The organism is Agrobacterium sp. SOY23 (assembly GCF_027212525.1).
GTDB classification, from domain to species: Bacteria; Pseudomonadota; Alphaproteobacteria; order Rhizobiales; family Rhizobiaceae; genus Agrobacterium; species Agrobacterium tumefaciens_I.
In genome coordinates this window covers 353,919-379,877 of the sequence record NZ_JAPWDT010000006.1, presented here as the reverse complement: position 1 = coordinate 379,877, position 25,959 = coordinate 353,919, and the positions used below count along the sequence as shown (strand labels likewise).

The 25,959-nt window shown below is 58.9% G+C and carries 26 protein-coding genes and 2 pseudogenes; 13 read left to right on the top strand and 15 right to left on the bottom strand.

Annotation, left to right across the window (positions count from 1 at the left end; translation table 11 throughout):
• Positions 1-5 precede the first annotated feature (5 nt).
• The 4 genes from O3S81_RS19175 to O3S81_RS19160 form a co-directional block, all read right to left on the bottom strand.
• A complete protein-coding gene (locus O3S81_RS19175) occupies positions 6-671 on the bottom strand; it encodes an amino acid ABC transporter permease (protein ID WP_269345759.1) in 666 nt (221 codons plus the stop codon).
• Positions 672-794: 123 nt separating this feature from the next.
• Entirely contained in the window at positions 795-1,598 is an 804-nt protein-coding gene (locus O3S81_RS19170) for a transporter substrate-binding domain-containing protein (RefSeq protein ID WP_269345758.1), read from the bottom strand.
• Between the two features lie 77 nt (positions 1,599-1,675).
• Positions 1,676-2,515, bottom strand: coding sequence for a pyrroline-5-carboxylate reductase (gene proC, locus O3S81_RS19165; protein WP_269345757.1), 840 nt, complete (start codon positions 2,513-2,515; stop codon positions 1,676-1,678).
• The gene (locus O3S81_RS19160; protein WP_269345755.1) at positions 2,512-3,237 is read right to left on the bottom strand and encodes a GntR family transcriptional regulator; all 726 of its coding nucleotides are present in this window, start codon (positions 3,235-3,237) and stop codon (positions 2,512-2,514) included. Before O3S81_RS19160 ends, proC begins: the two co-directional genes overlap by 4 nt.
• Positions 3,238-3,573: 336 nt before the next feature.
• Here O3S81_RS19160 and O3S81_RS19155 point away from each other — a divergent pair.
• A pseudogene (locus O3S81_RS19155) lies at positions 3,574-3,699 on the top strand (peroxiredoxin-like family protein); the annotation flags it as partial.
• 92 nt (positions 3,700-3,791) lie between these two features.
• Here the strand turns inward: O3S81_RS19155 and O3S81_RS19150 are convergent.
• The 3 genes from O3S81_RS19150 to O3S81_RS19140 all read right to left on the bottom strand — a co-directional run bounded on the left by O3S81_RS19150 (position 3,792) and on the right by O3S81_RS19140 (position 6,005).
• On the bottom strand, positions 3,792-4,958 hold the full coding sequence (locus O3S81_RS19150; RefSeq protein WP_269345753.1) for an alpha/beta hydrolase: 1,167 nt from the start codon (positions 4,956-4,958) through the stop codon (positions 3,792-3,794).
• A gap of 298 nt (positions 4,959-5,256) precedes the next feature.
• Entirely contained in the window at positions 5,257-5,598 is a 342-nt protein-coding gene (locus tag O3S81_RS19145; protein WP_269345752.1) for a hypothetical protein, read from the bottom strand.
• Positions 5,599-5,750: 152 nt separating this feature from the next.
• Positions 5,751-6,005: a hypothetical protein gene (locus O3S81_RS19140; protein WP_269345750.1), complete on the bottom strand. Its 255-nt coding sequence runs from the start codon at positions 6,003-6,005 to the stop codon at positions 5,751-5,753.
• A gap of 227 nt (positions 6,006-6,232) precedes the next feature.
• Here O3S81_RS19140 and O3S81_RS19135 point away from each other — a divergent pair, with 227 nt between their 5' ends.
• Positions 6,233-7,798 carry a methionine--tRNA ligase gene (locus O3S81_RS19135; RefSeq protein ID WP_269345748.1) on the top strand — a complete coding sequence of 522 codons (1,566 nt, stop codon included), beginning with the start codon at positions 6,233-6,235 and terminating at the stop codon, positions 7,796-7,798.
• A gap of 140 nt (positions 7,799-7,938) precedes the next feature.
• On the opposite strand, the gene O3S81_RS19130 is transcribed toward O3S81_RS19135, so the two are convergent.
• Positions 7,939-8,847 (bottom strand): LysR family transcriptional regulator, encoded by a 909-nt coding sequence (locus O3S81_RS19130; RefSeq protein ID WP_269345747.1) that lies wholly within the window; start codon positions 8,845-8,847, stop codon positions 7,939-7,941.
• 247 nt (positions 8,848-9,094) lie between these two features.
• Here O3S81_RS19130 and O3S81_RS19125 point away from each other — a divergent pair, with 247 nt between their 5' ends.
• Positions 9,095-10,597, top strand: a complete 1,503-nt coding sequence (locus O3S81_RS19125) for an alginate export family protein (RefSeq protein ID WP_269345746.1) — start codon at positions 9,095-9,097, stop codon at positions 10,595-10,597.
• A gap of 117 nt (positions 10,598-10,714) precedes the next feature.
• Here the strand turns inward: O3S81_RS19125 and O3S81_RS19120 are convergent, their stop codons facing one another.
• The 3 genes from O3S81_RS19120 to O3S81_RS19110 form a co-directional block, all read right to left on the bottom strand.
• Positions 10,715-11,137 carry a VOC family protein gene (locus O3S81_RS19120; protein ID WP_269345744.1) on the bottom strand — a complete coding sequence of 141 codons (423 nt, stop codon included), beginning with the start codon at positions 11,135-11,137 and terminating at the stop codon, positions 10,715-10,717.
• 806 nt (positions 11,138-11,943) lie between these two features.
• A complete protein-coding gene (locus tag O3S81_RS19115) occupies positions 11,944-12,684 on the bottom strand; it encodes an SDR family NAD(P)-dependent oxidoreductase (RefSeq protein ID WP_269345742.1) in 741 nt (246 codons plus the stop codon).
• Positions 12,685-12,853: 169 nt separating this feature from the next.
• Entirely contained in the window at positions 12,854-13,687 is an 834-nt protein-coding gene (locus O3S81_RS19110; protein ID WP_269345741.1) for an enoyl-CoA hydratase/isomerase family protein, read from the bottom strand.
• Between the two features lie 126 nt (positions 13,688-13,813).
• On the opposite strand from O3S81_RS19110, the gene O3S81_RS19105 reads away from it, so the two are divergent.
• Entirely contained in the window at positions 13,814-14,200 is a 387-nt protein-coding gene (locus O3S81_RS19105) for a winged helix-turn-helix transcriptional regulator (protein ID WP_269345739.1), read from the top strand.
• A 164-nt stretch (positions 14,201-14,364) separates the two neighbouring features.
• Here O3S81_RS19105 and O3S81_RS19100 read toward each other — a convergent pair whose 3' ends face one another.
• Positions 14,365-14,976 carry a TetR/AcrR family transcriptional regulator gene (locus O3S81_RS19100; protein WP_269345737.1) on the bottom strand — a complete coding sequence of 204 codons (612 nt, stop codon included), beginning with the start codon at positions 14,974-14,976 and terminating at the stop codon, positions 14,365-14,367.
• Positions 14,977-15,048: 72 nt separating this feature from the next.
• Between O3S81_RS19100 and O3S81_RS19095 the strand changes: the two genes are divergently transcribed.
• Positions 15,049-16,062: an NAD(P)-dependent oxidoreductase gene (locus tag O3S81_RS19095; protein ID WP_269345735.1), complete on the top strand. Its 1,014-nt coding sequence runs from the start codon at positions 15,049-15,051 to the stop codon at positions 16,060-16,062.
• A 45-nt stretch (positions 16,063-16,107) separates the two neighbouring features.
• Here O3S81_RS19095 and O3S81_RS19090 read toward each other — a convergent pair whose 3' ends face one another.
• Positions 16,108-16,302: a helix-turn-helix domain-containing protein gene (locus O3S81_RS19090; RefSeq protein ID WP_269345734.1), complete on the bottom strand. Its 195-nt coding sequence runs from the start codon at positions 16,300-16,302 to the stop codon at positions 16,108-16,110.
• A 153-nt stretch (positions 16,303-16,455) separates the two neighbouring features.
• On the opposite strand from O3S81_RS19090, the gene O3S81_RS19085 reads away from it, so the two are divergent.
• The 8 genes from O3S81_RS19085 (at position 16,456) to O3S81_RS19050 (ending at position 24,592) form a co-directional block, all read left to right on the top strand.
• A complete protein-coding gene (locus O3S81_RS19085; RefSeq protein WP_269345786.1) occupies positions 16,456-17,109 on the top strand; it encodes a hydrolase in 654 nt (217 codons plus the stop codon).
• Positions 17,110-17,348: 239 nt separating this feature from the next.
• Entirely contained in the window at positions 17,349-18,386 is a 1,038-nt protein-coding gene (locus tag O3S81_RS19080) for an Atu2307/SP_0267 family LLM class monooxygenase (protein ID WP_269345785.1), read from the top strand.
• Positions 18,387-18,417: 31 nt separating this feature from the next.
• Positions 18,418-19,308, top strand: a complete 891-nt coding sequence (locus O3S81_RS19075) for a LysR family transcriptional regulator (RefSeq protein WP_269345732.1) — start codon at positions 18,418-18,420, stop codon at positions 19,306-19,308.
• A 249-nt stretch (positions 19,309-19,557) separates the two neighbouring features.
• Positions 19,558-20,400, top strand: coding sequence for an alpha/beta fold hydrolase (locus tag O3S81_RS19070; RefSeq protein WP_269345730.1), 843 nt, complete (start codon positions 19,558-19,560; stop codon positions 20,398-20,400).
• A 112-nt stretch (positions 20,401-20,512) separates the two neighbouring features.
• On the top strand, positions 20,513-22,255 hold the full coding sequence (locus O3S81_RS19065) for a monovalent cation:proton antiporter-2 (CPA2) family protein (RefSeq protein ID WP_269345728.1): 1,743 nt from the start codon (positions 20,513-20,515) through the stop codon (positions 22,253-22,255).
• Complete coding sequence (locus O3S81_RS19060; RefSeq protein WP_269345726.1) at positions 22,255-22,497, top strand: hypothetical protein; 243 nt, start codon at positions 22,255-22,257, stop codon at positions 22,495-22,497. Before O3S81_RS19065 ends, O3S81_RS19060 begins: the two co-directional genes overlap by 1 nt.
• The gene (locus O3S81_RS19055; RefSeq protein WP_269345725.1) at positions 22,494-23,525 is read left to right on the top strand and encodes an alpha/beta hydrolase; all 1,032 of its coding nucleotides are present in this window, start codon (positions 22,494-22,496) and stop codon (positions 23,523-23,525) included. The genes O3S81_RS19060 and O3S81_RS19055 overlap by 4 nt, the downstream gene beginning before the upstream one ends.
• A gap of 101 nt (positions 23,526-23,626) precedes the next feature.
• Positions 23,627-24,592, top strand: a complete 966-nt coding sequence (locus O3S81_RS19050) for a zinc-binding dehydrogenase (protein ID WP_269345723.1) — start codon at positions 23,627-23,629, stop codon at positions 24,590-24,592.
• A 16-nt stretch (positions 24,593-24,608) separates the two neighbouring features.
• Here the strand turns inward: O3S81_RS19050 and O3S81_RS19045 are convergent.
• Together O3S81_RS19045 and O3S81_RS19040 are read right to left on the bottom strand one after the other, a co-directional pair.
• A pseudogene (locus O3S81_RS19045) lies at positions 24,609-24,954 on the bottom strand (RidA family protein).
• A 65-nt stretch (positions 24,955-25,019) separates the two neighbouring features.
• Positions 25,020-25,955, bottom strand: a complete 936-nt coding sequence (locus O3S81_RS19040) for a pirin family protein (protein WP_269345722.1) — start codon at positions 25,953-25,955, stop codon at positions 25,020-25,022.
• Between the last annotated feature and the right edge of the window lie 4 nt (positions 25,956-25,959).

Sequence of the window (25,959 nt, the reverse complement as noted above, 5' to 3'; positions counted from 1 at the left end):
GCTCCTCAGCGATAGGCCGTCAGGCGTGCTTCAGCGATACGGGCAAGCGTACTGGCCGTTCCAAGCAGGATGACGTACATCAGGGCAATCGTCGTATAGACTTCGAGAGGCCGGAAGGTCTCGCTATTGACGATCATCGCCTGATAGAGAAGGTCCGCATAGGCAAGCGTCGATGCGAGCGCCGTCGTCTTCGTCAGCTCGAAAGAGCGCTCGACGAACGGAGCGAACATTCGGGTGATCGCCTGAGGCAGGATGATGCGCCGCATCAGCTGCGAATGCCGCATGCCAAGCGAACGCGCGCCCTCCCATTGTCCCTTCTCAATCGAGATGATGCCACCACGGAAAACTTCCGCGTAGAACGCTCCCGACTGCGTGGAAAGAGCCAGGACCGCCGCAACGAATGGGTCGAGACTGATATTCGCCAGCACCGGCAGCGCGTAATAGAACCAGAAAAAATGGATGATTGGTGGGGTGTTGCGGTAAAACTCGATGAAAGCAGTGGCCGGAACCGATAGATATTTTCTTGGCGAAAGCTTGAAAAAAGCGAGAAACAGACCGACGATCACGCCGAGAACGATTGAAATTCCGGCGATCTTTATGGTGTTGATGAGTCCGACCGCCAATATGTCCCATCTGGACCATACGCCCGAAAAATCCCATTGATAGCTCATGAGAAGCAGATCCTTGGATAAGCGAAGCCGTGATCGCGCAAGCATCGCTGGCGATCATCCTTTCGTCCGAAATGTGAGTACGCAGGAGGGGAAGCGAGCGCTCCCCTCCTGCGGGCCCGAGAGTTATTTCCAGGCTTCTTTAACCAGGCCAGGAATTCCGGTGGGATCGATGCTCTTCGACTTGAGATAGGCACCGAAGATCTGATCTGGAACGCCATCCTTGTACAGCGCTGCGAACTGCTCGCTTACCCAGTCGCGGAACGCGGAATTCGATTCTTTGCGCAAACCGGCGCTTGTGGGCACCGGGTTGACGGGTGTCGGCAGTATCACCTTGCCAAGTTTCAAGCGGGAGTATTGAACGACGAGCGCCGGATGAAACTGCACGACGACGTCGACGCGTTTTGATGCAAATGCTGCGATCGCCTCATCGTTGTTGGAGAAACGGTTGATCTCGGCGTTCTTCACCAGCGCCGTTACATTCTTGTCGAGCGAAGTGCCAAGCGTGACGCCGATGCGCGTACCTGCCTTGTCGATATCTTCCCAGGTCTTTGCCTCGGAATCTGCCGCGATCAGCGCGCCCATCGCATAGTAGAAGAGCGGAGCTTCCGGAAAGTCGATTGCCTTCTTACGCTCTTCCGTCGGATCAAGGACGAACATGAGGTCGATCTGATTGGCCTGAAGCGCTGCGACAGCATTCGCCCAGGTGGTTTCGACCGGCACCAGTGTGGCACCAAGGTTGGCTGCCAGTTTTTCGCCCATCGCGACGCCAACGCCGGTCCACTTTTCGGTCATCGGATCCTTAAAGAACCACGGTTCGGCCGATGTAACGCCGATGCGAAGCTGTTTGTCCTGTTTGATACGATCGAGTGTGGAAGCATCCTGAGCGATTGCGGGCATGGCAATACCGGCGATCGCTGCGGCGGCCATGGCAACTATAGTTCTGCGCGTCGTTTTCATTACTCTGTTCCTCTGTGGTTCATAACCGGTTTCGGCCTTTTCGGCTCTTATGGCTGGGTGTCTGCGAGTTCTGCGGCCCTGTCGGCCGCTGCTGCCGTGGTTTTGGCGAGAAGTGACGGAAGTGCTTCCGGCGCCTCCAGAACCGCCAGTCCGGCGGCCGTCGTTCCTCCGGGACTGGTTACGGCGACTTTCAGATCATGCGCGGATCGCGTATCCTGTTCGAGAAGCCGCGCCGCGCCGATCACGGTCTGACGCGCGAACTGCTCGGCCAGGTCGTGTGGAAAACCCATTTGCTCAGCGGCACGTTGAAGATATTCGGTGAAAGCGAACACATAGCCAGGTCCACTTCCCGTCACGCCTGTCGCAAGATCGATGTCGCCTTCGCTGGCCAGCCAGCAAAACCGTCCGATCGCACCGAAAATCTCCTCCACGACTTTCCTGTCGTTTGGGGAAAGAACCTCTGCATCAGCAAAGCCGACACTCATGGCAGAGGCCACCAAAGCCGGGAGATTGGGCATCACGCGGACGAAGCGCCGGAGGCCGGGAGTGGCGTCCTGCAATTTTTGAATGGGAATTCCAGCGGCAATCGAGATAATCAGCGCGCCAGACAGATATTGCTGTGCTGCTTGAAGCGCGGCCTCGACATGCTGTGGTTTCACCGACACGATGCAAACATCGAAATGGCGCTCACCCAACTCCTCGAAATCGGCAAGCACCTTGACGGGAGCCTGCTGAGGCAGAAGCTGCCTGGCTCTTTCGACATTGGGGTCGATGGCGGTAATATCGATCCCTGGCAGGCGTATGGCTGCGCCGCTTGCAATCGCCGTCCCCATATTTCCGCATCCAATCATCAGGACGGAAAGCTTGTGATGCTCGGCAACCGTCATTTCGAGGCTCCGGCGCGAAGATGTCGTTGGTCTGGAGCTTGAGGTGCCAATCCGAGCAGAAATTCTTCAGTTTGCTGGCCACCGCGCGCCATGTGATTTTTGATTTCGGAACGCATGGCCTCCAAGTCGTCGCCGAGCGCATTTTCGACATAACTGTCGTGCCCCTCGCGCCGGGGGCCGCGAATGCCGTGGGCTCGGTGATGCGCAGCCCAGTAGAGCTGGAGGCGCCCGCGGATACTCTCCCAGGTCTTGAGAAGGATCTTGTGTCCGGAAGCTTCGTAGACGAAGCCGTGAAGCTGGAGTTCCGCGTCGATGCTTGCGACATCATCCTCGGCATCGATGCAGCGGGTCAGCGCCGCTTGACGGGCATGGAGACCTTCGCGGAAAGACTGATCGCGGCGACCCCAGACAAGCTCAAAGGCGAAAATCTCCAGATTGACGCGCATCGAATAGATTTCGCGAATATCTTCGACCGACAGTTCCACCACATGCGTCCCGGTGTAGGGAATCGTCACGAGCAAGCCCTCATCAATGAGTTGCCGCATGGCCTCGCGTAAGGGGCCGCGACTGACACCGAATTGCTCGGCAAGGCTCGACTCCGTGACCTGAGCGCCTGGCGCGATTTCACCACTCAAGATCGCGCTTCGGAGGCCGTCAACGATATGGGCGCGAAAGGTCGCTTTCGGAATACGGACGAAATTTTGAGATGATCGGGCGTTCACGACAAGTCCTTTCGTCGTTGATCGATTGTCAACAATCAATCATATTTGGCCACCCTCGTCAAGTCGCTGTCTGCTTTTGAGACGAGCGGAGCCTATTCCTGGCGTTTCGAGGGAGCGCTCCCTTTGCCAGCAACCAAGGGAAGGAGAAGTTGTGCATTTACGTGTGAAAGAGAGGCACCGCCCCTGCTGCACACGCCGGGAGACCGCATCGATGATCCGCACCGCTTGCAAACCATAATGCTTTTTACTGCGGATTAATTCCGCTCGGTCAGCCAAAGAAGACCAGCGATACCAGGCAAGAAGACGTGCTCCCCTCCTCTCGTTGCAGTAAAGGCAGCGCGCTACGTGCTCGGTCAGGATGGCATGATCCTCTATTGCGAAGTCAATCCTGATTATACCAGGCGCCCTGAACCGGAAGATATGCTGGACGCGCTGCGCCGGGCCGCCGAAGTCCGCGCGTGAGGACGCCATGAAAAAACCAGGCAAATTTCGCCGCCATTATCTCCTCGGCATAAACAAATGATGACGATGCTCAAATCGTGACTACGGCCTGCCTAGCGCTCGACGGTCGTTCGATCCGCAACCCGTTGGACCAGTCGGGCGTCGAGCATTTCAAGCTTGTCAGCGGCACCAAGCTCGTAGACGCCCGGACCGATGTCGGAAGCAACCCTTCCGTCTGAGCTCTGCGGAAGGCGGCCATAGATAGAGGCGAAGGCCGCGAAACCATCATGACCGGCTCCCGCCTGCGTGGCCAGATTGGTTATGTCAATCACGCGGAGGTTTGAATTCAGTGCCTCGACGAGAACCCGGGGGTCGTCGATGTTGGCTGCGCCGGCACGGAATTGCCCTCCGGCGATAAACCTGGATATCGACAGCGCCTGATCCTTCCTGGAGACCAGAACTGTGACGGGGGAGCGCAGCCGGCCGACGACTCGAAGTTGTTGAAGAAAGACTTCCGCGTCTATATCTGGCGCAGCCAGCGTGAGGTCGACGAGCTTGCCGAGAGTGCGCTCGTCTTTGGCGATCCGGATTTGCCGGACAGATTCCATAGTTAGCCAGGCCCCCATGCTGTGAGCATAGAGTTTCATCCCCCGGACATGGCGGTCGCCAGCGACCCGTTCGACCACCCGGGCAAGCGCATCACGCGAGAAGGTCACTGCATCTTTGTCTGCAAGATACCCGGTGATCGCTGCCCTCGAAGGCCACGAGAACAGCACCGCCGATTGCGCGACCTGGACGTCGGCAGTGAGTTGAGCCGCGCGGAACAGCGATTCCGGAAAGTTGTTGTTGAAGCCGTGGACAAAGATGGCAACGTCGCGGCCGAGCCCTTCTCCGCGAGCGGCAGTGGCCCCGACTTCTGCAAAAAACTGCCTTTCATCGAGGCGCTCGGACGAGACGATCGCGAAGTGCCGGGTCGGGTCCGGCACATCCGTCGGCCATTCGATCTCGGTCGGTCGGTGGGTCGGCGGAATGGAAACGACATAGCGAACATAGGTAGTTGTGGCCGTGATCCGGTCGGTCAGGAAGGCCGGTGCTATCGGATCGGTGGCCCGCGTAGTCGCAACGAAGATGGTAACCTGCTTTGCGCCCTCGACGGCAGCCACCGGAGTGAGGACGGACGAGCCGGGCCGCGAGGCACAGGCGCCCAATGCAAGTGCCAGCGCCGTGATCAGTGCGACCGCCATGTATCGCCCGGATTGCTGTCGCCGCCTGATCGTCATCCTCTCTTCTCCACTCCTCATCCCACGAACCAGCTTGCCTCCGACACCCGGATCGCAGACTGATTTCCAGTCACGCAGCCCCAGGTGATGATTAAAAGATTTTGCCGGCCTCTCATCGGTAGTGCGTGCGAAGTGCAGCAACCCCGTACATATAGCCCTCTTCTAACGTTCGATCGGGCGTCGCTGTAGTCTCGCCGCGCGCGAAACTGTGTCCTGCAACGAGGAACGCCAGCGAGAGGATCGACGATTTGCAAAGCCTCGTTGAGATCGCGAATGCCAGCGCCCAACAATACTATTCTCACTTGGCTGGATAAGGCTCGATGTCCGCCGACCAATAGTGTTTAGCAATGTTCTGGCTGTTGCGGATAACGTGGCAGGCGATATCCGGATCACCTCCTTGAAGAGTGTCCGGGTCCGCACCACACATCAAACAATACATTTGCTGATGAACGACGCTTGCAAAATATTGCAGAACCGGCGTGGCGCCATCCTGGCCGATTGCTTGCAGGTCATGGGCAGCCTGTTCAATCGCCTTTTCCAAAGCCATCGAAACGGCAGCAGCCAACATCCTGTCCGCGCGGCTGATGATGGCAGCGATTTGGCGTTCAGCCGGGATAAGATCAGGTCCGTTATCTGCCATTTTTTACCTCCCATGTTGTTAGCGTACTTCAATTGTGCCGCCACGCTCCCTCGTCATTCGCCTTCCAGGTGACGACCCGAGATGCCTCTCTTCTTGCCGGCCAACCTTTCAACATGGTTGGTATCGTTGCTGTCATAGGTTGGGTAGTCTCGCTATTTGCAATACCCGGTCACCAAATGCGGAACGCGCACCGCCTGGCTGCCCGCAATGGGAAACGCCACGCCCATCCGGCCCAACGCACCGAGACGGATAATCTGCTTGGCCCGTTTCCTGCGGCAGTAATGAAAGTCACCACGATACAGACGTCTGACAGTAAAGGCCGATAAAGTGGTGGGTCGAACATTGATGCCGTGCCCCATCACTAACTCGGCCGGGCAGGTCTGATCGGGGAAGAACGGTTTCGCCATTTGCCGCTTCGGCACCGGCAAAGCTGTCAGTCGCTATCTTGTTCCCGCCGTCTACGCATGATAGCAGTGAGGATATGGACAGACTCTTTGCCAACGCCACGATGATGATGCTGCGCTCCTAGCGTGGCGGATTTTGTGCGCTATTTATGCACCTTGGACCGCCCTTAAGGCGGTTTTCATTGGTCGATCCGCCTTGAGGGATATTCAACTTCCACAAGGATATCCCAATGAGTAACACGACGACTTACATCACAACGTCGATTCCATACGTCAATGCCGCACCACATGTGGGTTTTGCGCTCGAGCTCGTGCAGGCCGACGCTTATGCTCGCCATTTTCGACTTCTCGGCAACGACGTCAGGTTTCAGTGCGGGACGGATGATAACAGCCTGAAGAACGTCCGTGCCGCGGAGGAAGCGGGATGCCCCGTGGCCGACTTCGTCGGCGAAAATGCAGACCGCTTCGAAGAGCTTGGCAAGCGCCTCCATATATCGAACAATGCGTTCGTCCGCACATCCGCTGATTCAAGACATGCTGCCTGCGTTCATTCACTTTGGAACGCATGCGCGAAAAATGGTGATCTTTATCGAAAGAGCTATGAGGGCTTTTATTGCGTGGGCTGTGAGCAGTTCTACGACCTACCAGATCTCGATGACGGCCGATGCCCGGAGCACGGTATCCCGCTTGAAGTCGTCAAGGAAGAAAACTGGTTCTTCCGCCTCTCGCGATATGGCAACAGTATCCTTCGTCTGATCGAGACAGAGGAGCTTCAGGTCGTGCCGGTTCACCGGCGAAACGAGATACTTGCCTTGCTCCGGCGCGGACTCGAGGACATCAGTGTGTCGCGCAGTGCCGAACGGGCACGCGGCTGGGGAGTGCCCGTGCCGGGCAGCGACGAAGTTATCTATGTCTGGTTCGATGCCCTGGCAAACTACCTGACAGGGCTCGGCTACGGTTCTGACGCGGCGCTGTTCAGCCAATATTGGGCGCGCCAGGGCGAACGCATTCACTTCATTGGAAAGGGGATATCCAAGTTCCATGCGATCTACTGGCCAGCGATACTCCTTTCCGCTGGCCTACCGCTGCCATCGTCGATCTACGTTCATGGCTACCTGACCGCCGACGGGCGGAAGATCGGGAAATCGACCGGCAACGGCATCGATCCCGATGGTTTCGTTCAAAACTACCAGACTCCGGACGCACTTCGTTATTACCTGCTCCGCCATATCCGTTCGGCCGACGATGGGGATTTCTCCGAGGAACGGCTCGAGGCCGCGTGGTCGGGAGAACTCGGCGGACAGCTTGGAAATCTCCTTAATCGGGTTCTCACATTACTGTCTTCGTCCTTCTCCGGCGTAACGCCAGCCGTTCCCGACAGTGCCCTTGTTCGCGAAGCAGCGCGTCTTCCCGAAAAAATCCTGGATGCCTTCGATAACTACGAGCTTCACGTCGGCCTGACAGAAATCTTTTCCTATCTGGGGTCCGCGAACAGGGAATTTACGCGGAAAGCGCCCTGGTCTGATGCCAAGGCCTTGCTCGGCGAGCTCAGCCATACGGAGCGGCAAAGGATTTCGGACCGTCTTGGTGCGACATTGGCGGAGCAGATCCATGGGCTCGCCATCGTCGCTCGCTGCCTGCTCCCGTTTCTGCCTGAATCAGCTTCACATCTGCACACGAGGCTCGGGATGTGGTGCCCGGCAAGGTATGACGCTCCACTCCTTGTCAGCGGAGTGAAGACATCTTCTGGAGGAATTCTCTTTCCGCGGCAGACGGAGGTGCGAGCGATGTCATGATTCAACGCTGGTGTTTCCGGCAGGTCTCCGCACCATACGGGATCACTATGCTATATCTCTGCCGGAGCGGTTTTATGGTCTTCGCTTCAGTCGGCTCTCATGGCTTCGGTGCAGGGAACCTCACTAACCTGCGCCGATCGTTAAAATATCTTGCCGGCAGCCGACGTCCCCTCGCTAACGGACGACGATCCAAATCGTGCGACAAGCATCTCGGTGAGGGTTCGCACTTTTCGAGAGGGGTACTGGCCGGGTGGCCTCACGACGAAGATGCCGGCCGGCGGAATCGGATGACGCGTCATGACTGGAACCAGCGCACCCGAACGAATGTGATCCACGACCAACGGCTCTGGCAGGTATGCGACCCCGACTCCGTCCAGGGCGGCCGCTACGAGAGACATTGCGTTATCAGCTATGAAGCGTCCCTGGGGCCGCACCGATACGATCTCGTTGCCATCCATGAACTGCCACTTCTCTGCGTCCCGCATGACGACCTGATGCTTCACAATCTCGTCCGGTGCCTCAGGAGCGCCGTGAGCCTCGATATAGGCAGGACTTGCAACCAGCTTGCCAAAGATCGGCCCGATACGTCTTGCGACAAGGTTCGAGTCCGACAGATGCCCCAACCGGATTGCGCAATCAAAACCCTCCCCCACGAGATCCACGAAGCGATCAGTATAGGAAGAAAGGATTTGTAGCTGCGGGTGTTGGCTGGCCATCCGGGCGAGGATGGGAGCAAAACAGGTCGGACCAAATGACAATGGAACGGCTACGCGCATTCGGCCTCGAAGCTTGCCGGCGGGCAGGATCGTTTCGCGGACCAGATCCAATTCAGCTGAGGTCCTGGCTGCGTAATCGCGGAATGTGGCCCCTGCTTCCGTGAGCGCTATGCCACGGGTCGTCCTTGCAAAGAGCTGTGCGCCGAGCTGTTCTTCTAGCCTGGTGATCCGCCGGCTGACCATCGACTTGGAGATGCCCAGTCGCAGCGCTGCAGATGATATTCCGCCTGCATCAGCAACTTCAACGAATATTCTCAGATCCTCAATTTCCACAAAGCGTTCCTTATTTTGCGACACGGCTTCACACGACCGGGGGCTACCAAGGCGAAGAAGCGAATGACAACGTCGGCACCGGTCTCTCTCCCGGGAGAGCATCTTCGCAACGTACCGCACCAACCGCGAATATGGGATTTATTCCATAATCTTTCGTAGCCGCTTCAACTCATTTCTCCGTCCATCGCACGCTGTGCCAGTGACGGAGGGCGGCGCCCACTCATGAAAAACAACACAGGATGTGTCCATGTGCCGAAGGTCGAAAGGCAAACAGAGGATTGACCAACAGAGATGCACCACCTCACGTCTTGCAATAACGCTTGGCTTTTGGTGCGTATCCAGGGCACGATTACCGTTGCTTTTTCTTGCGACCCTCGCCTTTGCTCAATGGGACTACCAGTCCGCCGTAGCAGATGATTCTGGCCTGAAGCCGCAGAGGCCCTCGATAAAAGCCGACAGGTCGCGGGAGGACTGGTCGATTCTCGCAGATCCAAAACTGCGGACTGAGCCGCTGGACAACCTCAAATACATTCCCCTGTTTTCTTCCAATCCCGACAGCTACATCTCGCTCGGGCTCAATCTGCGCGAAATCTTCGAAGTCAGTGATGCGCCGGCTTTCGGAACCGTGCGCGCGAATCCCGGGGACTCCTACTGGTTGCAGCGCGCGCAGTTCCATATCGATGTTCACCTGAATGAAAACTGGCAATTGTTCACACAGTTCGAGGATGTACGTGCGTTCGACAAAACGGTAGTCGGTCCCAACGATGCAAACCGGTCTGACCTTCGGCAGGCATTCATCGGCTATACGCAAGAGACCGACAGCGGGACGTTCAGGGCAAGGGTTGGCCGTCAAGACTTTGCGTTCGACGTGGAGCGGTTCGTTTCGACGCGCGATGGGCCGAATGTCCGTCAGTCGTTCGATGCTGTCTGGGCCGGGTGGGAGACGGGTGCCTGGCGTTTCTATGGCCTTGTCAGCCGGCCTGTCCAGTATCGCGATGACCGCCCTTTTGATGATCGATCGAGTGGCGATGCAATGTTCAGCGGAGCTCGTATGGAATGGCAGCTATCGCCGGATATCGAGGCCTCCGCATATTACGCGCTTTATCAGCGCAGGGACGCCACCTTTCTCACCTCGTCAGGTGAGGAGGACAGGCATATCCTCAACATCCGGACGGCCGGCAAATATGCTGGTTTCGACTGGGACGCAGAAGCGATGGGACAGGTCGGCAAGGTCGGCTCGGCCGATATTCTGGCCTGGGCCATGGGTGCGAGAACCGGCTACACCTTCGAGAATGTCAGCTGGTCGCCAAGGATCGGTCTGCAATTCGACGTGGCGTCGGGCGACGGTGATGCAGGCGACGGCACGCTTGGCACTTTCAATCCGCTGTTTCCGAACGGTTTTTATTTCTCGCTCGGCGGTCATACCGGATACGCCAACCTCGTTCACGTAAAACCATCAGTCACCGTTCAGCCGACAGAAGACCTGACCCTGATGGCCGGGGTCGGACTGCTCTGGCGACAGACGACTGATGACGCCGTCTACACCCTGCCAGGCGTTCCCGTGGCTGGCACGGCGGGTCAGGGGCCGGCATGGACCGGAGCCTATTTGCAGGTCAGGGCGGACTACCGCTTTACTCCCGTTCTCACGGGGGCGCTGGAGGTCGTCCATTATCAGGTCGGCTCGGCGCTTCACGACGCCGGAGGCAGTGACAGCAACTATGTTCGAGCGGAATTGAAATACTCCTGGTAGCGAATGCACAGCCATGCCGAACATTCAGGGACGATGGATCGGTCGTCTGACATGCAAGACGCGGTGCTGCACGATAAGGAAACCCCGGCAGGCATTCCGGGGCCGATATCGCAGCACTCATTCTCGGGATGCCGATTGAAACAACTCGACCAGCATCCTGTCATTGTCTCGGATGTAAGCGAAACGATCGCCGGAATGGTTGGGGACGGAGGACGGCGGTATGACGATTTCAACACCCTTGGCCGCCAGAGCGGCTATGGTCTCTTCCAGTTCATCGACATTGAGCGCGAAATGGTTGACGCCACCGCGTTTCAGGAGTGTTTCGATGTCTTCTCGCTCGCTTGCCATCGGGGCAGCACCTTCGACTTGAAAGATTTCGAGCCGAGCTTCGCCGCGAACGAGCATGGCCACCTGCGCGCCAGGCAAGGTGAAACTGTACTGGTGCTCGAACCCAAGCTTGTCCCGATACCAGTCAAGGCTGGCCTGCAGGTCGTTGACGACGACACCGACATGATGAAGGCGATGGACGAAGTCTTTCATGCGATTTCCTGCTTCAATTTTGGTCGCTCCGGACCCGGTTGGAGAGACCGTCCCCGCAACGGTTGCAGGACTATGCGCCCTGCTGGAAGCGACGTTCATACTTCGTAATTCAAATCGCCCACCCAGGGGCCCTGTGCCATATTTTGGGGTACAGCGCCCGCGTTCATGAGAACTCGTGGTCTGGAAGCTAGTCGTGCATATACGGGCAGCATAGTCTCCCCAAATGCGAAACTCTGTTGCAAAACGCAGAACGGGAGGTCGATCAAGGATGTCTTGACACCTTCCGGGGAGCGCCCGAAACTACGTTGACCTGACCACGGCGATCCTGGGAAGGAAGCCGACTTCCGCATTCTCCTGTCCTGTTCGCCTTATCACACGATCCGCTCGGGCACGCCCTATCCGGCCGATCCCGGTCACGACGGCTGATACCGACGATCGCATCGTGTCGGCTCGCAGCCTCAAATAAATTGCGGCGCTCCAGGCCGCAAAGCCCGGTGATAAGCCAAGGATCCTCAGGGTCGACACGCGGGCCGGCCACGGCGCCGGGAAGCCGACAATCAAGGCGATCGTCGAGATGGCCGGCCTTAGGACGTTCGCCGCCGTTGGCCCGGTATCCACGCTACGACTGCGGATTGACCGCTTGGCGGAGCAACCCTTCATCGTCAGCGAGGCGAAATAGCGGGCCAGGAGATCACGATCATGCGGTGCGGCAGCGCGCATCACCCAGCCTGCTTTGCCGGATGGCAGTTCACACGCCAATCATGCAAGGGAACGACGGTTGCTCCTCGGCATACGGAAGAGCGCAGTCAGGCTATCGCGCCCGCGTCTGCCGTCAAGATGGCACCCGTAATCAGGCTCGCGGCAGGACTTGCGAGAAAGACCACAGCGTTCGCGATTTCGCGTGGTGCGCCGAAGCGCCCCAGCGACGTGAGGCTCCGCTGGAAATCAGCAGCCGCACCGTCCGCCGGATTTGCCTCCGTATCCACGGATCCGGGCTGCACGAGATTTACGGTAATGCCGTTCGGACCAAGTTCGCGCGACAGCCCGCGGGTGAAAGAGGTCAGTGCGGCCTTCGACATCGCATAAGCCGTTACGCCCGGGAATGGAACCCGCTCACCGAGACCCGATCCGATGGAGATGATACGCCCGCCGGCGGAAAGATGCGGAATGACAGCCTTCGCGAACAGCACTGGCGCTCGCACGTTGACGTCCATCAACGTTTGATAGTCGGCTACATCGAGGTCAACGATCATTCCGGAGTGGCCGATCGCCGCGCTGTTGACGAGGATATCGAGACCACCAAGTACCGTGATGGCATCACTGGCTGCACGCGTGATCGCCTCGGGATCGGCACTATCGGCTTGAATAGCAACCGCGCGACGCCCCGTATCCTCAATGGACTTGGCCACCGTGGCAGCTTTTTCAGCCGAGCGCTGATACGTAAACGCCACGTCAGCGCCGTTCTCGGCGAGAGCCAATGCGATCGCGGCACCGATGCCTCGCGACCCTCCGGTTACCAATGCACGTTTCCCGTTCAGATCAATCATGTGTTTTTCCTTTTCTACGTAGTCGACCCAGGCCCCAACGGTTCTCACAAGATGCGAAAGACACTCGACCGCCTGTCCCGCTAACTTAATGTTCTCCAGTAACGACGCTTAGTCTCAAGACCTGTTGAACTGTGTTGCAAGATGCGGAACGTCCGGCGACGCCTTGACGTCAAACCCCCAACGCACGGAGCAGACCCTCCAGGTTTCGCTCACCGTCCCTGGTCTGTGCTCCTGCCTTAAGCCCGCCCCGAATGAGTTTTTCGGCCGCAGGGCGCGCGAACAACCCCGCCCAGGCGTCGTGCTCGCGACTGAAGCCCTCGCGCAAGTCTGCGGGTGGCACCGCCTTTTTGGCGGCGGCGATGACGCCTTCTGGTAAAGCGGCGATGTTGCGTGCCAACCGGTCGACGAAGTTATCGAGTTCCGAGGGAGGTAATGCCCGATTGATCCAGCCATAACGTTCCGCCGTTCCGGCATCGATGAGATCGGCGCCAAGGATCACTTCAAGGGCACGGCCGCGCGTCATCCGGCTGGACAGATACTGGGTAGCGCCGCCGCCCGGCGTGATGCCCATCAACGCCTCGCATTGGGCAAGTCCGGCTCGACCCTCGGCGGCAAATGTCATGTCGGCCGCCGTGACGAACTCCGCCCCGCCCCCGCGCGCCAGCCCGGCGAGCTTGACGATCGTCACCTGCGGCTGTTCGCGCAGAAGTTCACCAAACGCCTGGAACGGGTTAAGGCCTTCCGGGGCCTCGCGAACAAAATCGTCGAAGGCGCGCGGCTCATCGATCAATGTCATGTCGACATGGGCAATGAAGAAATCCGGGTCTGCGCTCTGGAAAACCAGCACGTGCGTGTCAGGATCGTCACGAACGGAGAGAAGAAAGCGCCGTATTTCGCTCATCAGGGGGACATCGAGAACATTTACCGGCGGATTGTCGATGGTGATCGTCGCAACACCGTCTACCCGGGAAATCCGGAGCCGGCGGAAATCTGTGTCTGTCATATGTAAGGTCTCTGTTCTTCGGGAAACTCTGGTGCTGATGTTTTGCACCGTTGACCCTAAAGTATTCGTCGGATACCTAGCGTCAATTACGCACCTGAAGCATCCCAGGGATGCCGGAGGATACCGATGGATGAACCAACAAGTGAAAACGATCCCGTCTACCGTGCCGACTGCCCGAGCCGGGTGATCCTCGACCAGATCGCCGACAAGTGGTCCATGATGGTGCTGGCGGTGCTCAGCGAGCCTCGTCGCTTCAATGCGATCAAACGCCGTCTCGATGGCGTCACCCAGCGCGTGCTGACCCAGACGCTGCGCAAGCTCGAGCGCAATGGCATGTTGACCCGCAGGGTTCTGAACGGGCGCGTGCTCGGCGTCGAATATGCGCTGACGCCGCTCGGGCGGTCGCTGCAAGGGCCGTTCTCGGTCCTGTTCGACTGGACTGTTGAGCACATCGATGTGATTAAGGATTGCCAGAGCAGCTATGACGCACGCGAAGATCAGGCAGCAGTCTGAACCGCGGACAGCACGAACAGGACGCTCATCTGGGCTCGAACGCGGTCATTCGTCACTTTGACAATATGCGGACGATCCACGTCGAAGGCAGTACGGAGGTGCCGATTTCTCTCGGCATTTCCCTCGGACGGGACCTCCACTCAGATCTTTCCGGGCCTGATAATTTATGGTGCAACCATTCCGCCAGCGATCAGCGATGCAAAGACCTCGACAGCTTCGCCCTGGCACAAAGTCTGACGTACCACAGCCGATGAAAGCGCTTCTCCCGCGCCGACGAAGCCAATGCAACGCTTCTCCAGATCCCCTGTAGATAGAGTGTCGAAGGGCTTAAGGACTGCAGCGAACATCTGAACCGAATTGTCGAGCAATTCCTGAAATACGACGACTTTTTCCTCGCTTCCGGTTAAGGCAGCGCCAACAGTGTGAAATTCATCCGTCATGTCGGCAGCGCAACGGATGTAGGCTTCCGCCAGCAACCGAATGGTTTCCTCCAAACTTCGCCCGCCGGCTGCCATCGCGGTTCGAAACGCCTTTACCCGCTCGTCGTCAATCCACCGGTAAAGCTCGATCAGCAGACCTGAACGGGTGCCGAAATGTTCGTACACCACCGGTTTCGAGATTCCGGCACAGGAGGCGAGATTGCCCAGCGTCAGGCGGTCTGCACCTTCATCGCGGACGATCAACAATGCGGTATCGAGCAGTTGCCGTCGTCTCTCTCCTTTGGAAAGCCTATGCGATGAGGTCTGTGTGGCAACGTGATTGGAAGTGCTTGTCACTGTCGAGTCCTTGCAAAACCTACTTTTAGTAGGCATAACCTACCATTCGTAGGTTATGCCAAGTGAGGATATATGACAATGATTTCCCATCCTATTCTCCTGATGGGCGGCACGGGCGCGATCGGGCGCCTGACTGCCCGTGCACTTCGCTCCGTTTACCCCGATGTTCCTTTATTGATTGGAGGACGCGATCTGATCAAAAGCCGCAGCGCCGCGAGCGAGATCGGGCAAGCAGAGGGCATCTTGATCGACACGCATGCTGAGAATCTCGGTCTCGGTGATCGCGAGGTCAGTGCCGTCGCGATTTTTTATGCAGACGAACGAGTGGCCAGCCTGCGCTTCGCTCAAAGTCGCAGGATACCCCATCTGGGCATTTCGTCAGGCGTCTATGAAATTGCTCCCGAAGTCGCAACCTATATGCACGCGCCAGACGCTGCGGCAGTCGTCCTCGGCTATGAGTGGCTCGTCGGTGCCACAACCGTCGCCACGTTCACATGCGCCAAACCGTTTGCACGACTCCACGAGATCACGATCGGTGCCCTTGTCGATGAGCAGGATGGTGGCGGGCCGGCTGTCGCCGAGGATTTTGAGCGCTTGAACCGGATGATGCCGGCCGCCCTCACCCGTCGTGACGGCAGCTATGTCTGGCGTAGGGAAGATAATGCGAAGGCCGAGTTCCGTGCAATCGATGGTACCCAAATGGCTGGGACAGGCTTTTCGTCTATCGATGTTGTCGGCCTCGCGACGGCGACCGGGGCGCCGAATGTACAGTTCAACATTGCGACCGGCGTGAGTACGTCCCGTCGTCGCGGCAAACCCAAGTCGACGGAGATCATCATCGAACTGGCAGGCGAGGATCACGACGGGCAGCCGCTTCGCAACCGCCATGCAGTGTTTCATCCGGGCGGCGCAGCGCCCTTGACTGCACTGGGCGTCAGCATGATCCTCGAACGACTGATCGGGCTGGATGGTAATGGACCGACCCCGGCAGGGCTGTATTTTCCTTTTCAGGTTCTCGATCACGCCACCTATCTGTCCCGGTTGCACGCGGAAGGCGGCAGCATCGTCCCGCTGGACGCCGGGTGACCGGCTCGCGTTAGGTACAAAACCGTTCCCGAAGACGCGGTAACATCAGTCTGGGCTGGGTTCGTTGCCGAGGCGGACGAGGTCGGTGGATCGCGCCAGAAGCTGCACCCCAAGCTCCGCTTCAAGCCGCACGAGCCGTCGGCTGACCATCGACTTGGAGACGCCAGGCCGCAACGCGGCCGATGTGATGCCGCCCGCATCAGCAACCTCGACGAATGTCCGGAGATCTCCGATATCCACTCGGCGTTCCCCATTCTGCGACACAGCTTAGCGCAAACAAGGACTACCGCATCACAAACGGGAATGACAAGTTTCGTCCTGTCGCGCCGCCTCGAAGGGCGCATGTCTTTTGAGCAAAAGCGCTCCAGTGAACCGCTAACACAGGATGATACCATGACCTTTCGTAACGGCCTTGATTCCCTTCTCCGCCCCGAAGACTCCGTCCTCGTTCTGATCGACCACCAGCCTTACCAGCTGGCGAACCTGAACAGCCACGATCCGCAAGCTGTGGTCAACAGCACGACTGCGCTGGCGAAGCTGGCAAAAGCCTTCGATGTTCCGACCATTCTGACCAGTGTCATCGCTGCGCGCGGCGGTCTTCTCTTCAAGCAGATCACCGACGTATTTCCGGGCCAGGAGGTCATCGATCGCACCTGGGTGAACACCTGGCAGGATGAGAATGTGGTGAACGTCGTCAAGGCGACCGGCCGCAAGCAGCTGATCATCGCCGGCCTGTGGACCGAGGTCTGCGTGGCGATGCCTGTGATCCAGGCCGCCGGCGAAGGCTGGGACGTGACCGTGATTACCGACGCATCGGGCGGGATTTCGAAGGAGTCTCACGAAGTCGCTATCCAGCGGATGATCGCGGCTGGTGCAAACCCGATGACAGTAATGGCGCTCGCTGGCGAATGGCAACGCGATTGGGCCCGCACCGGGCATGTCGAGCAGCTGACCGAGATCCTCATCCAGCACTTCGCCGGCAGCGGCATCGCCTATCTCTGGGAGCAGCAGCTGCTCAATACGCCTGTGCCGGGCAAAACCGCCTGATCCGAACCGGCTATCGGGAGGGGAAGGGCGTGCAACCGCAAGCGCCCTCCCCGTCGCATCCGTCAACACCGGTCGACAGCGAGGCAGAGTTTACATCGATGCCGGAGACCATTGTGAAACGGCAATGGCGACCGCAAATGTGACGACTATCCCGCTAAGCGATATTGGGTGCCGGGGGGGTGAGCAGCGACCTCCCCTCGCCGCCCGTCATCAACCAAACAAGTTTCGAAGGAGCCTTCATGGAAATTGGTGTCGACAGTTTTGCCGCAATCCTTCCTGATCCGACGACAGGAAAGCTCCCTTCGGCGACCGACCGCATGGCCGATCTTCTTGAGGAAGTGGAGGTCGCCGACAAGGTCGGGCTCGACGTATTCGGCATCGGCGAGCATCATCGCGCCGAATTCCTCGATTCCGCACCGGCGATCATACTTGCCGCAGCTGCGGCGCGCACCGACCAGATTCGATTGACGAGCGCGGTAACGGTATTGGGCGCCGCCGATCCTGTAAGACTCTTCCAGGAATTCGCGACCCTCGACCTGATTTCCAAAGGGCGCGCCGAGCTCGTCGTCGGCCGTGGTTCGTTCGGCGAGGCCTTTCCGCTTTTCGGCCTGGACACACGGGCATATGACGAACTCTTCGCCGAGAAGCTCGACCTGTTCCTGAAGCTCGGCGAGACAAGCAATCCCGTCTGGGAGGGCCGTTTCCGCCCGGCGTTGAACGGTCAGGGGGTCTTTCCGAGGCCCCACCAATCGCGACTGCCTCTATGGATCGGCGTCGGCGGCACGCCGCAGTCCTTCGCGCGTGCCGGCGCGCTCGGCCTTCCGCTGATGGTGGCGATCATTGGAGGAACATTTGAACGGTTTCGCCCGCTCGTCGATCTCTATCGCGAGGCCGGCCTGCGCGCGGGGCACAGTCCCGAAAAGCTCAAGGTGGGCGTTCATGCGATGGGCTTCGTCGGCGAGACCGACGTGGCGGCAAGGGACGGCTTCTTCCCGGGTTGGGCGCATCTGACGGCCAGGGTCGGACGCGAACGTGGCTGGTCGCCTCCGACGCGTCAGCAGTTCGAAGACATGGCGGGGCCCAAAGGCGCCTTCCTGATCGGCGCCCCGGCGACGGTTGCCGAGAAGATGCTTCGGGCCAGCCAGGCGCTGGGCGGTCTATCGCGCATCACCTTTCAGATGAGCACCGCCTCTCTGGAAACGGCGGCAATGAAACGCTCGATCGAGCTTCTCGGCACCGAGGTCGCACCAATTGTGAGGGCTGCGACAAAAATCTGATCGAGAAACGAAATCGAAGCGGGGTGACCATATGGATATCGAGGATCTGCGGACATTTGTCGAGGTTGCCGACGCCTGCGGCGTTTCTCCCGCGGCGCGTCGGCTCGGGATATCGAAGTCAATGGTCAGTCGCCGCCTTATCCGGCTCGAGGGATCCCTGGGTATCCAGCTTCTTGCGCGAACGACCCGTGGTGCCGCGCTGACGGAGGCCGGGGTTGCATTTCGCGAACATGCGGCAAAGGTTTGCGCCGAAATCGATGCGGCAAAAGACGAGATATTGCCGACCGGTGACCTGCGCGGACGCTTGCGGGTCGCCGTGCCACTGACATCGGGGCCTGTGCATTTTGCGCCCGTGCTTTCGCGGATGGCATGGCTTCATCCAAAGCTGCAAATACAGGCCGACTACAGTGATCGCTTCGTGGATTTGATCGCAGAGGGATTTGACTGTGCGATCCGGGTCGGCGCACTGCGTGATTCGAACCTGATCGCGAGGCGAGTTGGTCAGATCTATGGGCAGTTGGTCGCAAGCCCTGACTATATCAGGATGCATGGCTCGCCGGAAACACCGGATGAGATCAGTTCTCACCAAGCTTTGGTTGGAGCTGAAACATGGCGGTTCGTGGATGGAGACAAAATCGTCACCGTGCAACCGCAAGGACGGTTCAAAACCGAAAACGGCATGGCACTTGCCAATGCTGCCGCGGCCGGACTTGGCCTTGCATGGCTTCCCGACTGTGTCACGCAACATTACCTTGCATCCGGCGCGCTCGTACCGGTCATGACCGCATATCCACTGCCGGTCGGCACTGTCCACGTCGTGCGCCCACCCAGTCCGCATCCGGCACAAAAGGTGCGCATCCTTTCAGAGTTGCTGATCGAATCGTTTGAGCGAAATGCGCCTGTCTGGAGTGCAGGGACATGACGACCGTCACTCTCACGCTTCTCATGTTTCGAACTGGCTTGTCGCGACAGACTAGGACTTACAGCCTGCAGCTGAACGGCGGGCTCAGGCCACCACACCGAGCAGATGCTTCGCATGGTCCGGACGCTGCGCCTGCAACTCGTCGGTCTGGACTGATCCAAAGAAGCAACAAGAACATCCGCATGCCCATGATCAACCAGTGGCAGCCCGGTCTACCCATCCGAAAACCTGAGGAAAGGAAAGAACATCATGACGACGATTACCGTGCAGGACGGCACCCGGATCTTCTACAAGGACTGGGGTTCGAAAGACGCGCAGCCCATCGTGTTCCATCACGGCTGGCCACTCAGCGCAGACGACTGGGACAACCAGATGCTGTTCTTCCTCGGCAAAGGCTATCGCGTCATCGCGCACGACCGGCGCGGTCACGGTCGCTCCGACCAGACCGATACAGGAAACGAGATGGACACATACGCGTCTGACGTCGCGGCGCTCGCCCAGGAGCTCGATCTGAAGGACGCGGTTCACGTCGGGCACTCGACCGGCGGCGGCGAGGTGATCCGTTATGTCGCTCGCAGCGAGCCTGGTCGTGTGTCGAAGGCCGTTCTGATCGGCGCGGTGCCGCCGATCATGCTGGCGACACCGCGTTATCCCGGTGGCCTGCCGATGCAGGTATTCGATGGATTTCGCGAGGCGCTCCTGCGCAATCGCGCGCAGTTCTTCCTCGATGTCCCGACCGGCCCCTTCTACGGCTTCAACCGAGAAGGCGCCGAAGTAAGCGAGGGACTGATCCGCAACTGGTGGCGGCAGGGTATGATGGGCGGTGCAAAAGCGCACTACGACTGCATCTCGGCCTTCTCGGAGACGGATTTCACCGAGGACCTGAAGGCCGTTTCGAAGCCGGTTCTGCTGATGCACGGCGAAGACGATCAGGTGGTGCCGATCGACGCTTCGGCCCGCAAGGCGATCGACCTGCTGCCGAACGGCACGCTGAAGACCTATCCCGACCTGTCGCACGGCCTGTTCGCCACACATCCCGAACTGATCAATGCCGATCTGCTGGCCTTCATCGAAGGCCACGACAAGGCTTGAGCGAGGTGGCGGACACCCTGCCGGGCTTCGCTTCCAACTATCGATCACGGCGGACGGCTTATCATCCGACGCCCTTTGATCATGACCAACGCAAAGCAGGAAAGGTACGTGGATGGCTGAAGTGAGCCTGGGGCAAACGATTGGACCGGCAGTTGTCCTGATGGGAGCGGCTGTTGTCGCTGTGCCATTGTTCCGCCGGCTGGGGCTCGGATCGGTGCTCGGCTACTTCGCCGCTGGTGTTCTCGTCGGGCCATCGGTGCTGGGGTTGTTCACCGATACCCAATCCATCCTCCATTTTTCCGAGCTTGGCGTGGTGATGTTCCTGTTCGTGATCGGACTGGAGCTGCGCCCGAACAAATTATGGGCGATGCGGGCCCAGATTTTCGGGCTGGGCCTTGTCCAGGTTTTTTTAGCCACAGCCGCCCTTGCGCTGACGGGCGCTTTGCTCCTTGGCCTTTCCGCGACCGTCGCTTTCATCGCCGGGGCGGGGTTTGTCTTATCCTCGACCGCCGTCATCATGTCCGTGTTGCAGGATCGGGGCGAGGTTTCGAGCACAGAGGGACAAAAATCGGTCGCTATCCTGTTGTTTGAGGATCTGATGATCGTACCGCTGCTGGCGGTGGTCGCCTTTCTCTCACCGCTCTCGCGTGGAGAGGCGGGATGGACTGACGCCTTCGCGGCCGTTGCGGCGCTGCTCGTGCTTTCGGGCGTATCGCGCTGGGGTCTTAATCCGTTCTTCGCATTGCTGGCCCGCACACACACCCGCGAAGTGCTGACGGCAGGCGCGCTGCTTGTTGTGCTCGGCGCAGCATTGCTGATGGATGCAGTCGGATTGTCAATGGCGATGGGCGCGTTCCTTGCTGGAGTGATGCTCTCTGGTTCAAGCTACCGGCACCAGATCGAAAGCGATATCGAGCCGTTTCGCGGCTTGCTGATGGGACTTTTCTTTCTTGCCGTCGGCATGTCGCTGAACCTTTCGGTCGTCGCGGCCGAATGGCCGCTCCTGCTGGGCCTGTTGGGCGCGTTCACGGTCGCGAAGGGCGCCGCGGTCTATGCCGTCGCCCGGCTGTTCGGCGGCTCCAGCTCTCACGCCTTGCATCGCACGTCGATGTTTCTCCAGGGCGGCGAATTCGCCTTCGTCCTTTATGCGGCGGCAACTTCGGGCGGCGTGATCGATGCACGGCAGAACGCGCTGTTTGCAACCGTCGTGATCCTGTCGATGGTGTTGACCCCGCTGCTCACGATACTGGCCGACCTTCTGCTTCGTACGGAAGCATCGATGGATGGCGTCGATCATGCTCGCGATCTCAAGGGACGCGTCCTCATCATCGGGTTCGGACGCTTCGGTCAGATCGCGTCACAGATACCTCTATCGCAGGGCGTCGAGCTTTCTGTCATCGACAAGGACCCTGACCGCATCCGCGATGCCGGGCGATATGGATTCAAGGTCTTCTTCGGCGACGGCACCCGGCTCGACACGCTGCGACACTCCGGTGCGGGGGAAGCCGATGCGATCATGATCTGCGTAGACGATCCAAAGGCCGCGATGAAGATCGTGGAACTGGCGCAACACGAGTTTGCCCAGGCCAAGCTTCTTGTCCGCAGCTACGATCGAGAACACGCGGTAAATCTGATCCATGTCGGCGTCGATTACCAGATCCGTGAAACGGTCGAATCCGCTTACCTGATGGGAGCCGAAGGTTTGCGAGCATTGGGCTACGGAAAAGCCGATATTGAAGATGCCACCACCGACATTCGCCGGCGCGATGCCGAGCGGCTGTCCGAGCAGGTCCACGGGGACATCATGTCGGGTAGCAACCGGCTGCTGCTTCAACCCTCCTCAAAGCCCCTCTGATGATCGGGCTTTCTGCAAACGTCCATGGCCCCCTGACCGTCTTTGCTGTGAGTATTTCCGGAATGAACACGCCGATGCTCAATAAACACGATGATCCATCTGCACCTGAAGCGTCAGCAGTGGCTGACGCATTGAAAATAAATGGGGTGCCCCTGGAGTTGCGTGAGCTTCCAACCGGTCGTGGACTGGCGGACGAAGGCATCAGCGAGACCGACGAATGGATTGGGAGAAACTTCCAATGAAAGACGGCCAAAACCCGATTGTTTCACAGGGCGTCCGCATAGACGAACGCATAATACCCGTCCCCGCCTCAATAAGCCCCGAAGCGCAGGCAATGTTGCACGCCGCCGTACGCGAGGGAACACCGCTCAACGCGCTCTTTCCAACACCATCACCACAAGATCATGAGGCATGGCGGCAGATGCAGATCGCTGCCGACAGGTATTACGCCGAAACTCTTCCGGAGGCTGTGAAGGAAACGAAAGGAAATCTCGAAACGCTGCATTTCGGCAAAACCACGGTTCATGTAGCGACACCGGAAAATATTAGGCTTCGGGATTGCGCTCTTGTCGATCTACATGGCGGCGCGCTTGTTTTTGGCGGTGGCGATTCCTGTCGGGAAAGTGCGCGAATACACGCAGAGCGGCACGGCATGATCTGCTACGGTATCGACTATCGCATGCCACCAGATTACCCTTATCCCGCCGCCCTCGATGACTGCATCGTGACCTACAGGCACCTCATCCAGCGCTATGGCGCAAACCGTGTCGTGTTTAGCGGTCGCTCGGCCGGCGGTAACCTGGCGATGGCTGCTATTATGAGGGTACGGGACGAGGGCCTGTCTTTTCCGGCCGGTGCCGTGCTCCTTTCCCCGGAAGTGGACCTCACTGAATCGGGTGACAGCTTTCAGACCAACCGGACGATCGACGTCATCCTGCCGAATTCGCTGATGTCGAATAATCTGCTCTATGCAAACGGAGCGGATTTGTCTCATCCCTACCTGTCTCCACTTTTCGGGGAAATATCGGCCAATTTTCCACCGACTTTCCTGCAAAGCGGAACCCGCGATCTGTTCCTTTCCAATGCGGTGAGACTTCATCGCAAGCTGAGACGTGCGGGAGTTCCGGCAGAGCTGCATGTTTTCGAGGCAATGCCGCATGGCGGATTTGGAGGCGCCCCGGAGGATCAGGAACTTACGGAGGAGGTCATTCGTTTTGTTACCGGCTGCCTGGCGAAAACGGTTCGCGAAGAACGACCGGCTGCGAAATAGTTATGCTTTTGGCCAAGAGGCGACCACCCGTTGCGCCTGTTTTCACCCGCCGCGTGCAACCGGATCTAAATCTGATCGAATACTAAATCGGGAGTGTCTCATTGAAAGCAGTTACAGTTTCGAAGACAGGTGCGAAAACTCAACTTGTCCTTACCGAACATACAGAGCCTGAAGCCGCACCGGACGAGGCAATCGTCGCGGTTCGCGCGTTCTCGCTGAACAACGGCGAAGTTCGCGGTGCAATCCATGAAGGTAACGATGGCGATCGACCCGGATGGGATTTGTCCGGCGTGGTCCAGACGGCTCCGGAAGGATCCGGTTTTCACCCGGGTGATCGCGTGGTGGGCCTGGTATGGAGCGGCGGCTGGGCGGAACGTGTCGCCGTGCCGACGAGCCGGCTTGCCAAAATTCCCGGCGACGTGAGCTTTGAAGCAGCCTCGACGCTGCCTGTCGCAGGTTTGACCGCGGCCGTCGCATTACAGAAGAAAGCGATCGGTCCAGGAAGCCGTGTTCTCGTCACGGCGGCCACGGGCGGTGTCGGCATTTATGCGATCCAGCTCGCAGCGGCTGCTGGCGCCCACGTGACCGCCTTCACGCGGGATGGCTCGACTGGGGAATTCCTGCGCAGCCTTGGCGCAAACGATATCGCGGTCGGCGTCGAGGCCGGCGAGAAGGGCGGGCCCTACGACCTGATTCTGGAGGGTGTCGGAGGCTCGCTTCTGGGCGAGACGCTAATGTGGTTGGCATCACGCGGTGTCTGCGTTCTTTTCGGGGATGCTTCGGAGGATACACTCACAACCTTTGACGCCCGCCGCTTCCGCCTTCAATCCGGCGGAGCATATGGCGGTACGGTTCTCTACGGCTTCTTCCTCCTCGAGGAGCTGACCCGGCAGGAACACGCGGCCGATGGGTCGGCCATTCTTGCCGGTCTTGCGCGGCGGCTGTCCGATGGAAGTCTCCGTCCGGTCATCGGAAAGACTGTACCTTGGGCCGATATCGATACGACAGCCCGTGACTTTCTGAAAAGAAAGTTCGCAGGAAAGGCCGTCCTTACAGTGGGCGGATGATGAAAAGCCTCAGGACTTAATTGCTCTCCGGTATGCGTGCGATCACCTTGATCTCCAAATCGAACCCGGCCAGCCAGTTTACTCCGACGGCAGTCCAGTTGGGATAAGGCAGCCTGGTGAAAATCCTCTGCCTGACTTCCATGATCGTTGCGAACTGGCTCTCCGGATCCGTGTGGAGCGTCATGACATCCACGAGATCGTCGAACGTGCAGTTCGAAATCAGGTTCGGGTGTTCCATCGCCGCGGCTGCCGACTTGCCCCGAAACGAAAAGAAGATCGCCTGATCGGATCGCTGCCGAGTAGCGATGTTCTTCGTAAAGAGCATGTCTGTTGACGGGAAAGATGGCTTGGGGTTTTGTCATTTCTCGTCCTCATTTATTAGTTGCCGACGGATTAACGAACCTGGTCCGAGATTCGATCACTTCAGCTATTCGGGCAGCGGGATGAATTCGGCCTCGTCGCCGGGCGGTAGACGAAAGCGACCATGCTCCCAGTCACCCTTGCGCCAGGCCTCTTTCGCGGCATCGATCTTCTCCTGCGACGAGGCGACGAAGTTCCACGAAATATAGCGCGGTCCATTCATTGTCTCGCCACCGAGCACCATAAGCCGCGCGCCTGCCTCGCCTGCTGTCAGGCTGATCCGATCGCCGGGACGGAACACCATCATCTGGCCAGCAGCAAAGGGAGTTCCGGCGATCAGGATGCTGCCCTCGACAACATAGACGCCGCGATCCTCGTGATCGTCGGGCAGCGGCAGCCTTGCGTCGGCGGACAGAATGACATCGGCATAGAAGGTCTCGGTGAAGGTCTTGACCGGGGCCCGCGCGCCCCAGGCCGAGCCGATGATCAGCCGCACCTGCTTGCCTTCATCCTCGATGAATGGCAGCGCCTCGCGACCGTGATGTTCGAAACTGGCCGCAGTGTCTTCCGCGTGATCCGGCAGTGCGACCCAGGTCTGGATTCCGAAAGCGGTGCGGGGACGGCTGCGCATGTCCTCGCTAGTGCGCTCGGAATGAGTGACGCCGTTACCGGCGATCATCCAGTTCACCTCACCGGGGTAGACCATCTGGTCGGCGCCGGTGCTGTCACGATGGTGAAAAGCACCCTCATAAAGATAGGTCACGGTCGCCAACCCGATATGCGGATGCGGACGGACGTCGATGCCGCCGCCAGTCAGGAACTCAGCCGGTCCCACCTGATCGAAAAAGATGAAGGGGCCAACCATCTGCCGTTTCGGAGCGGGTAATGCACGGCGCACTTCGAACCCGCCGAGATCGCGGGTACGCGGGATGATGAGGGTCTCGATTGCGTCAAGGCTGTCAGTTTCCGGGCATTCGGGGTTCTGCGTGGGGTTCCAGCTCATGTTA

Coding starts and splice junctions, on each gene's coding strand:
- O3S81_RS19175 (WP_269345759.1), bottom strand. CDS start 671: ATGAGCTATCAATGGGATTTTTCGGGCGTATGGTCCAGATGGGACATA.
- O3S81_RS19170 (WP_269345758.1), bottom strand. CDS start 1,598: ATGGCCGCCGCAGCGATCGCCGGTATTGCCATGCCCGCAATCGCTCAG.
- proC (WP_269345757.1), bottom strand. CDS start 2,515: ATGACGGTTGCCGAGCATCACAAGCTTTCCGTCCTGATGATTGGATGC.
- O3S81_RS19150 (WP_269345753.1), bottom strand. CDS start 4,958: ATGACGATCAGGCGGCGACAGCAATCCGGGCGATACATGGCGGTCGCA.
- O3S81_RS19145 (WP_269345752.1), bottom strand. CDS start 5,598: ATGGCAGATAACGGACCTGATCTTATCCCGGCTGAACGCCAAATCGCT.
- O3S81_RS19140 (WP_269345750.1), bottom strand. CDS start 6,005: ATGGCGAAACCGTTCTTCCCCGATCAGACCTGCCCGGCCGAGTTAGTG.
- O3S81_RS19135 (WP_269345748.1), top strand. CDS start 6,233: ATGAGTAACACGACGACTTACATCACAACGTCGATTCCATACGTCAAT.
- O3S81_RS19125 (WP_269345746.1), top strand. CDS start 9,095: ATGTGCCGAAGGTCGAAAGGCAAACAGAGGATTGACCAACAGAGATGC.
- O3S81_RS19120 (WP_269345744.1), bottom strand. CDS start 11,137: ATGAAAGACTTCGTCCATCGCCTTCATCATGTCGGTGTCGTCGTCAAC.
- O3S81_RS19115 (WP_269345742.1), bottom strand. CDS start 12,684: ATGATTGATCTGAACGGGAAACGTGCATTGGTAACCGGAGGGTCGCGA.
- O3S81_RS19110 (WP_269345741.1), bottom strand. CDS start 13,687: ATGACAGACACAGATTTCCGCCGGCTCCGGATTTCCCGGGTAGACGGT.
- O3S81_RS19105 (WP_269345739.1), top strand. CDS start 13,814: ATGGATGAACCAACAAGTGAAAACGATCCCGTCTACCGTGCCGACTGC.
- O3S81_RS19095 (WP_269345735.1), top strand. CDS start 15,049: ATGACAATGATTTCCCATCCTATTCTCCTGATGGGCGGCACGGGCGCG.
- O3S81_RS19085 (WP_269345786.1), top strand. CDS start 16,456: ATGACCTTTCGTAACGGCCTTGATTCCCTTCTCCGCCCCGAAGACTCC.
- O3S81_RS19080 (WP_269345785.1), top strand. CDS start 17,349: ATGGAAATTGGTGTCGACAGTTTTGCCGCAATCCTTCCTGATCCGACG.
- O3S81_RS19075 (WP_269345732.1), top strand. CDS start 18,418: ATGGATATCGAGGATCTGCGGACATTTGTCGAGGTTGCCGACGCCTGC.
- O3S81_RS19070 (WP_269345730.1), top strand. CDS start 19,558: ATGACGACGATTACCGTGCAGGACGGCACCCGGATCTTCTACAAGGAC.
- O3S81_RS19065 (WP_269345728.1), top strand. CDS start 20,513: ATGGCTGAAGTGAGCCTGGGGCAAACGATTGGACCGGCAGTTGTCCTG.
- O3S81_RS19060 (WP_269345726.1), top strand. CDS start 22,255: ATGATCGGGCTTTCTGCAAACGTCCATGGCCCCCTGACCGTCTTTGCT.
- O3S81_RS19055 (WP_269345725.1), top strand. CDS start 22,494: ATGAAAGACGGCCAAAACCCGATTGTTTCACAGGGCGTCCGCATAGAC.
- O3S81_RS19040 (WP_269345722.1), bottom strand. CDS start 25,955: ATGAGCTGGAACCCCACGCAGAACCCCGAATGCCCGGAAACTGACAGC.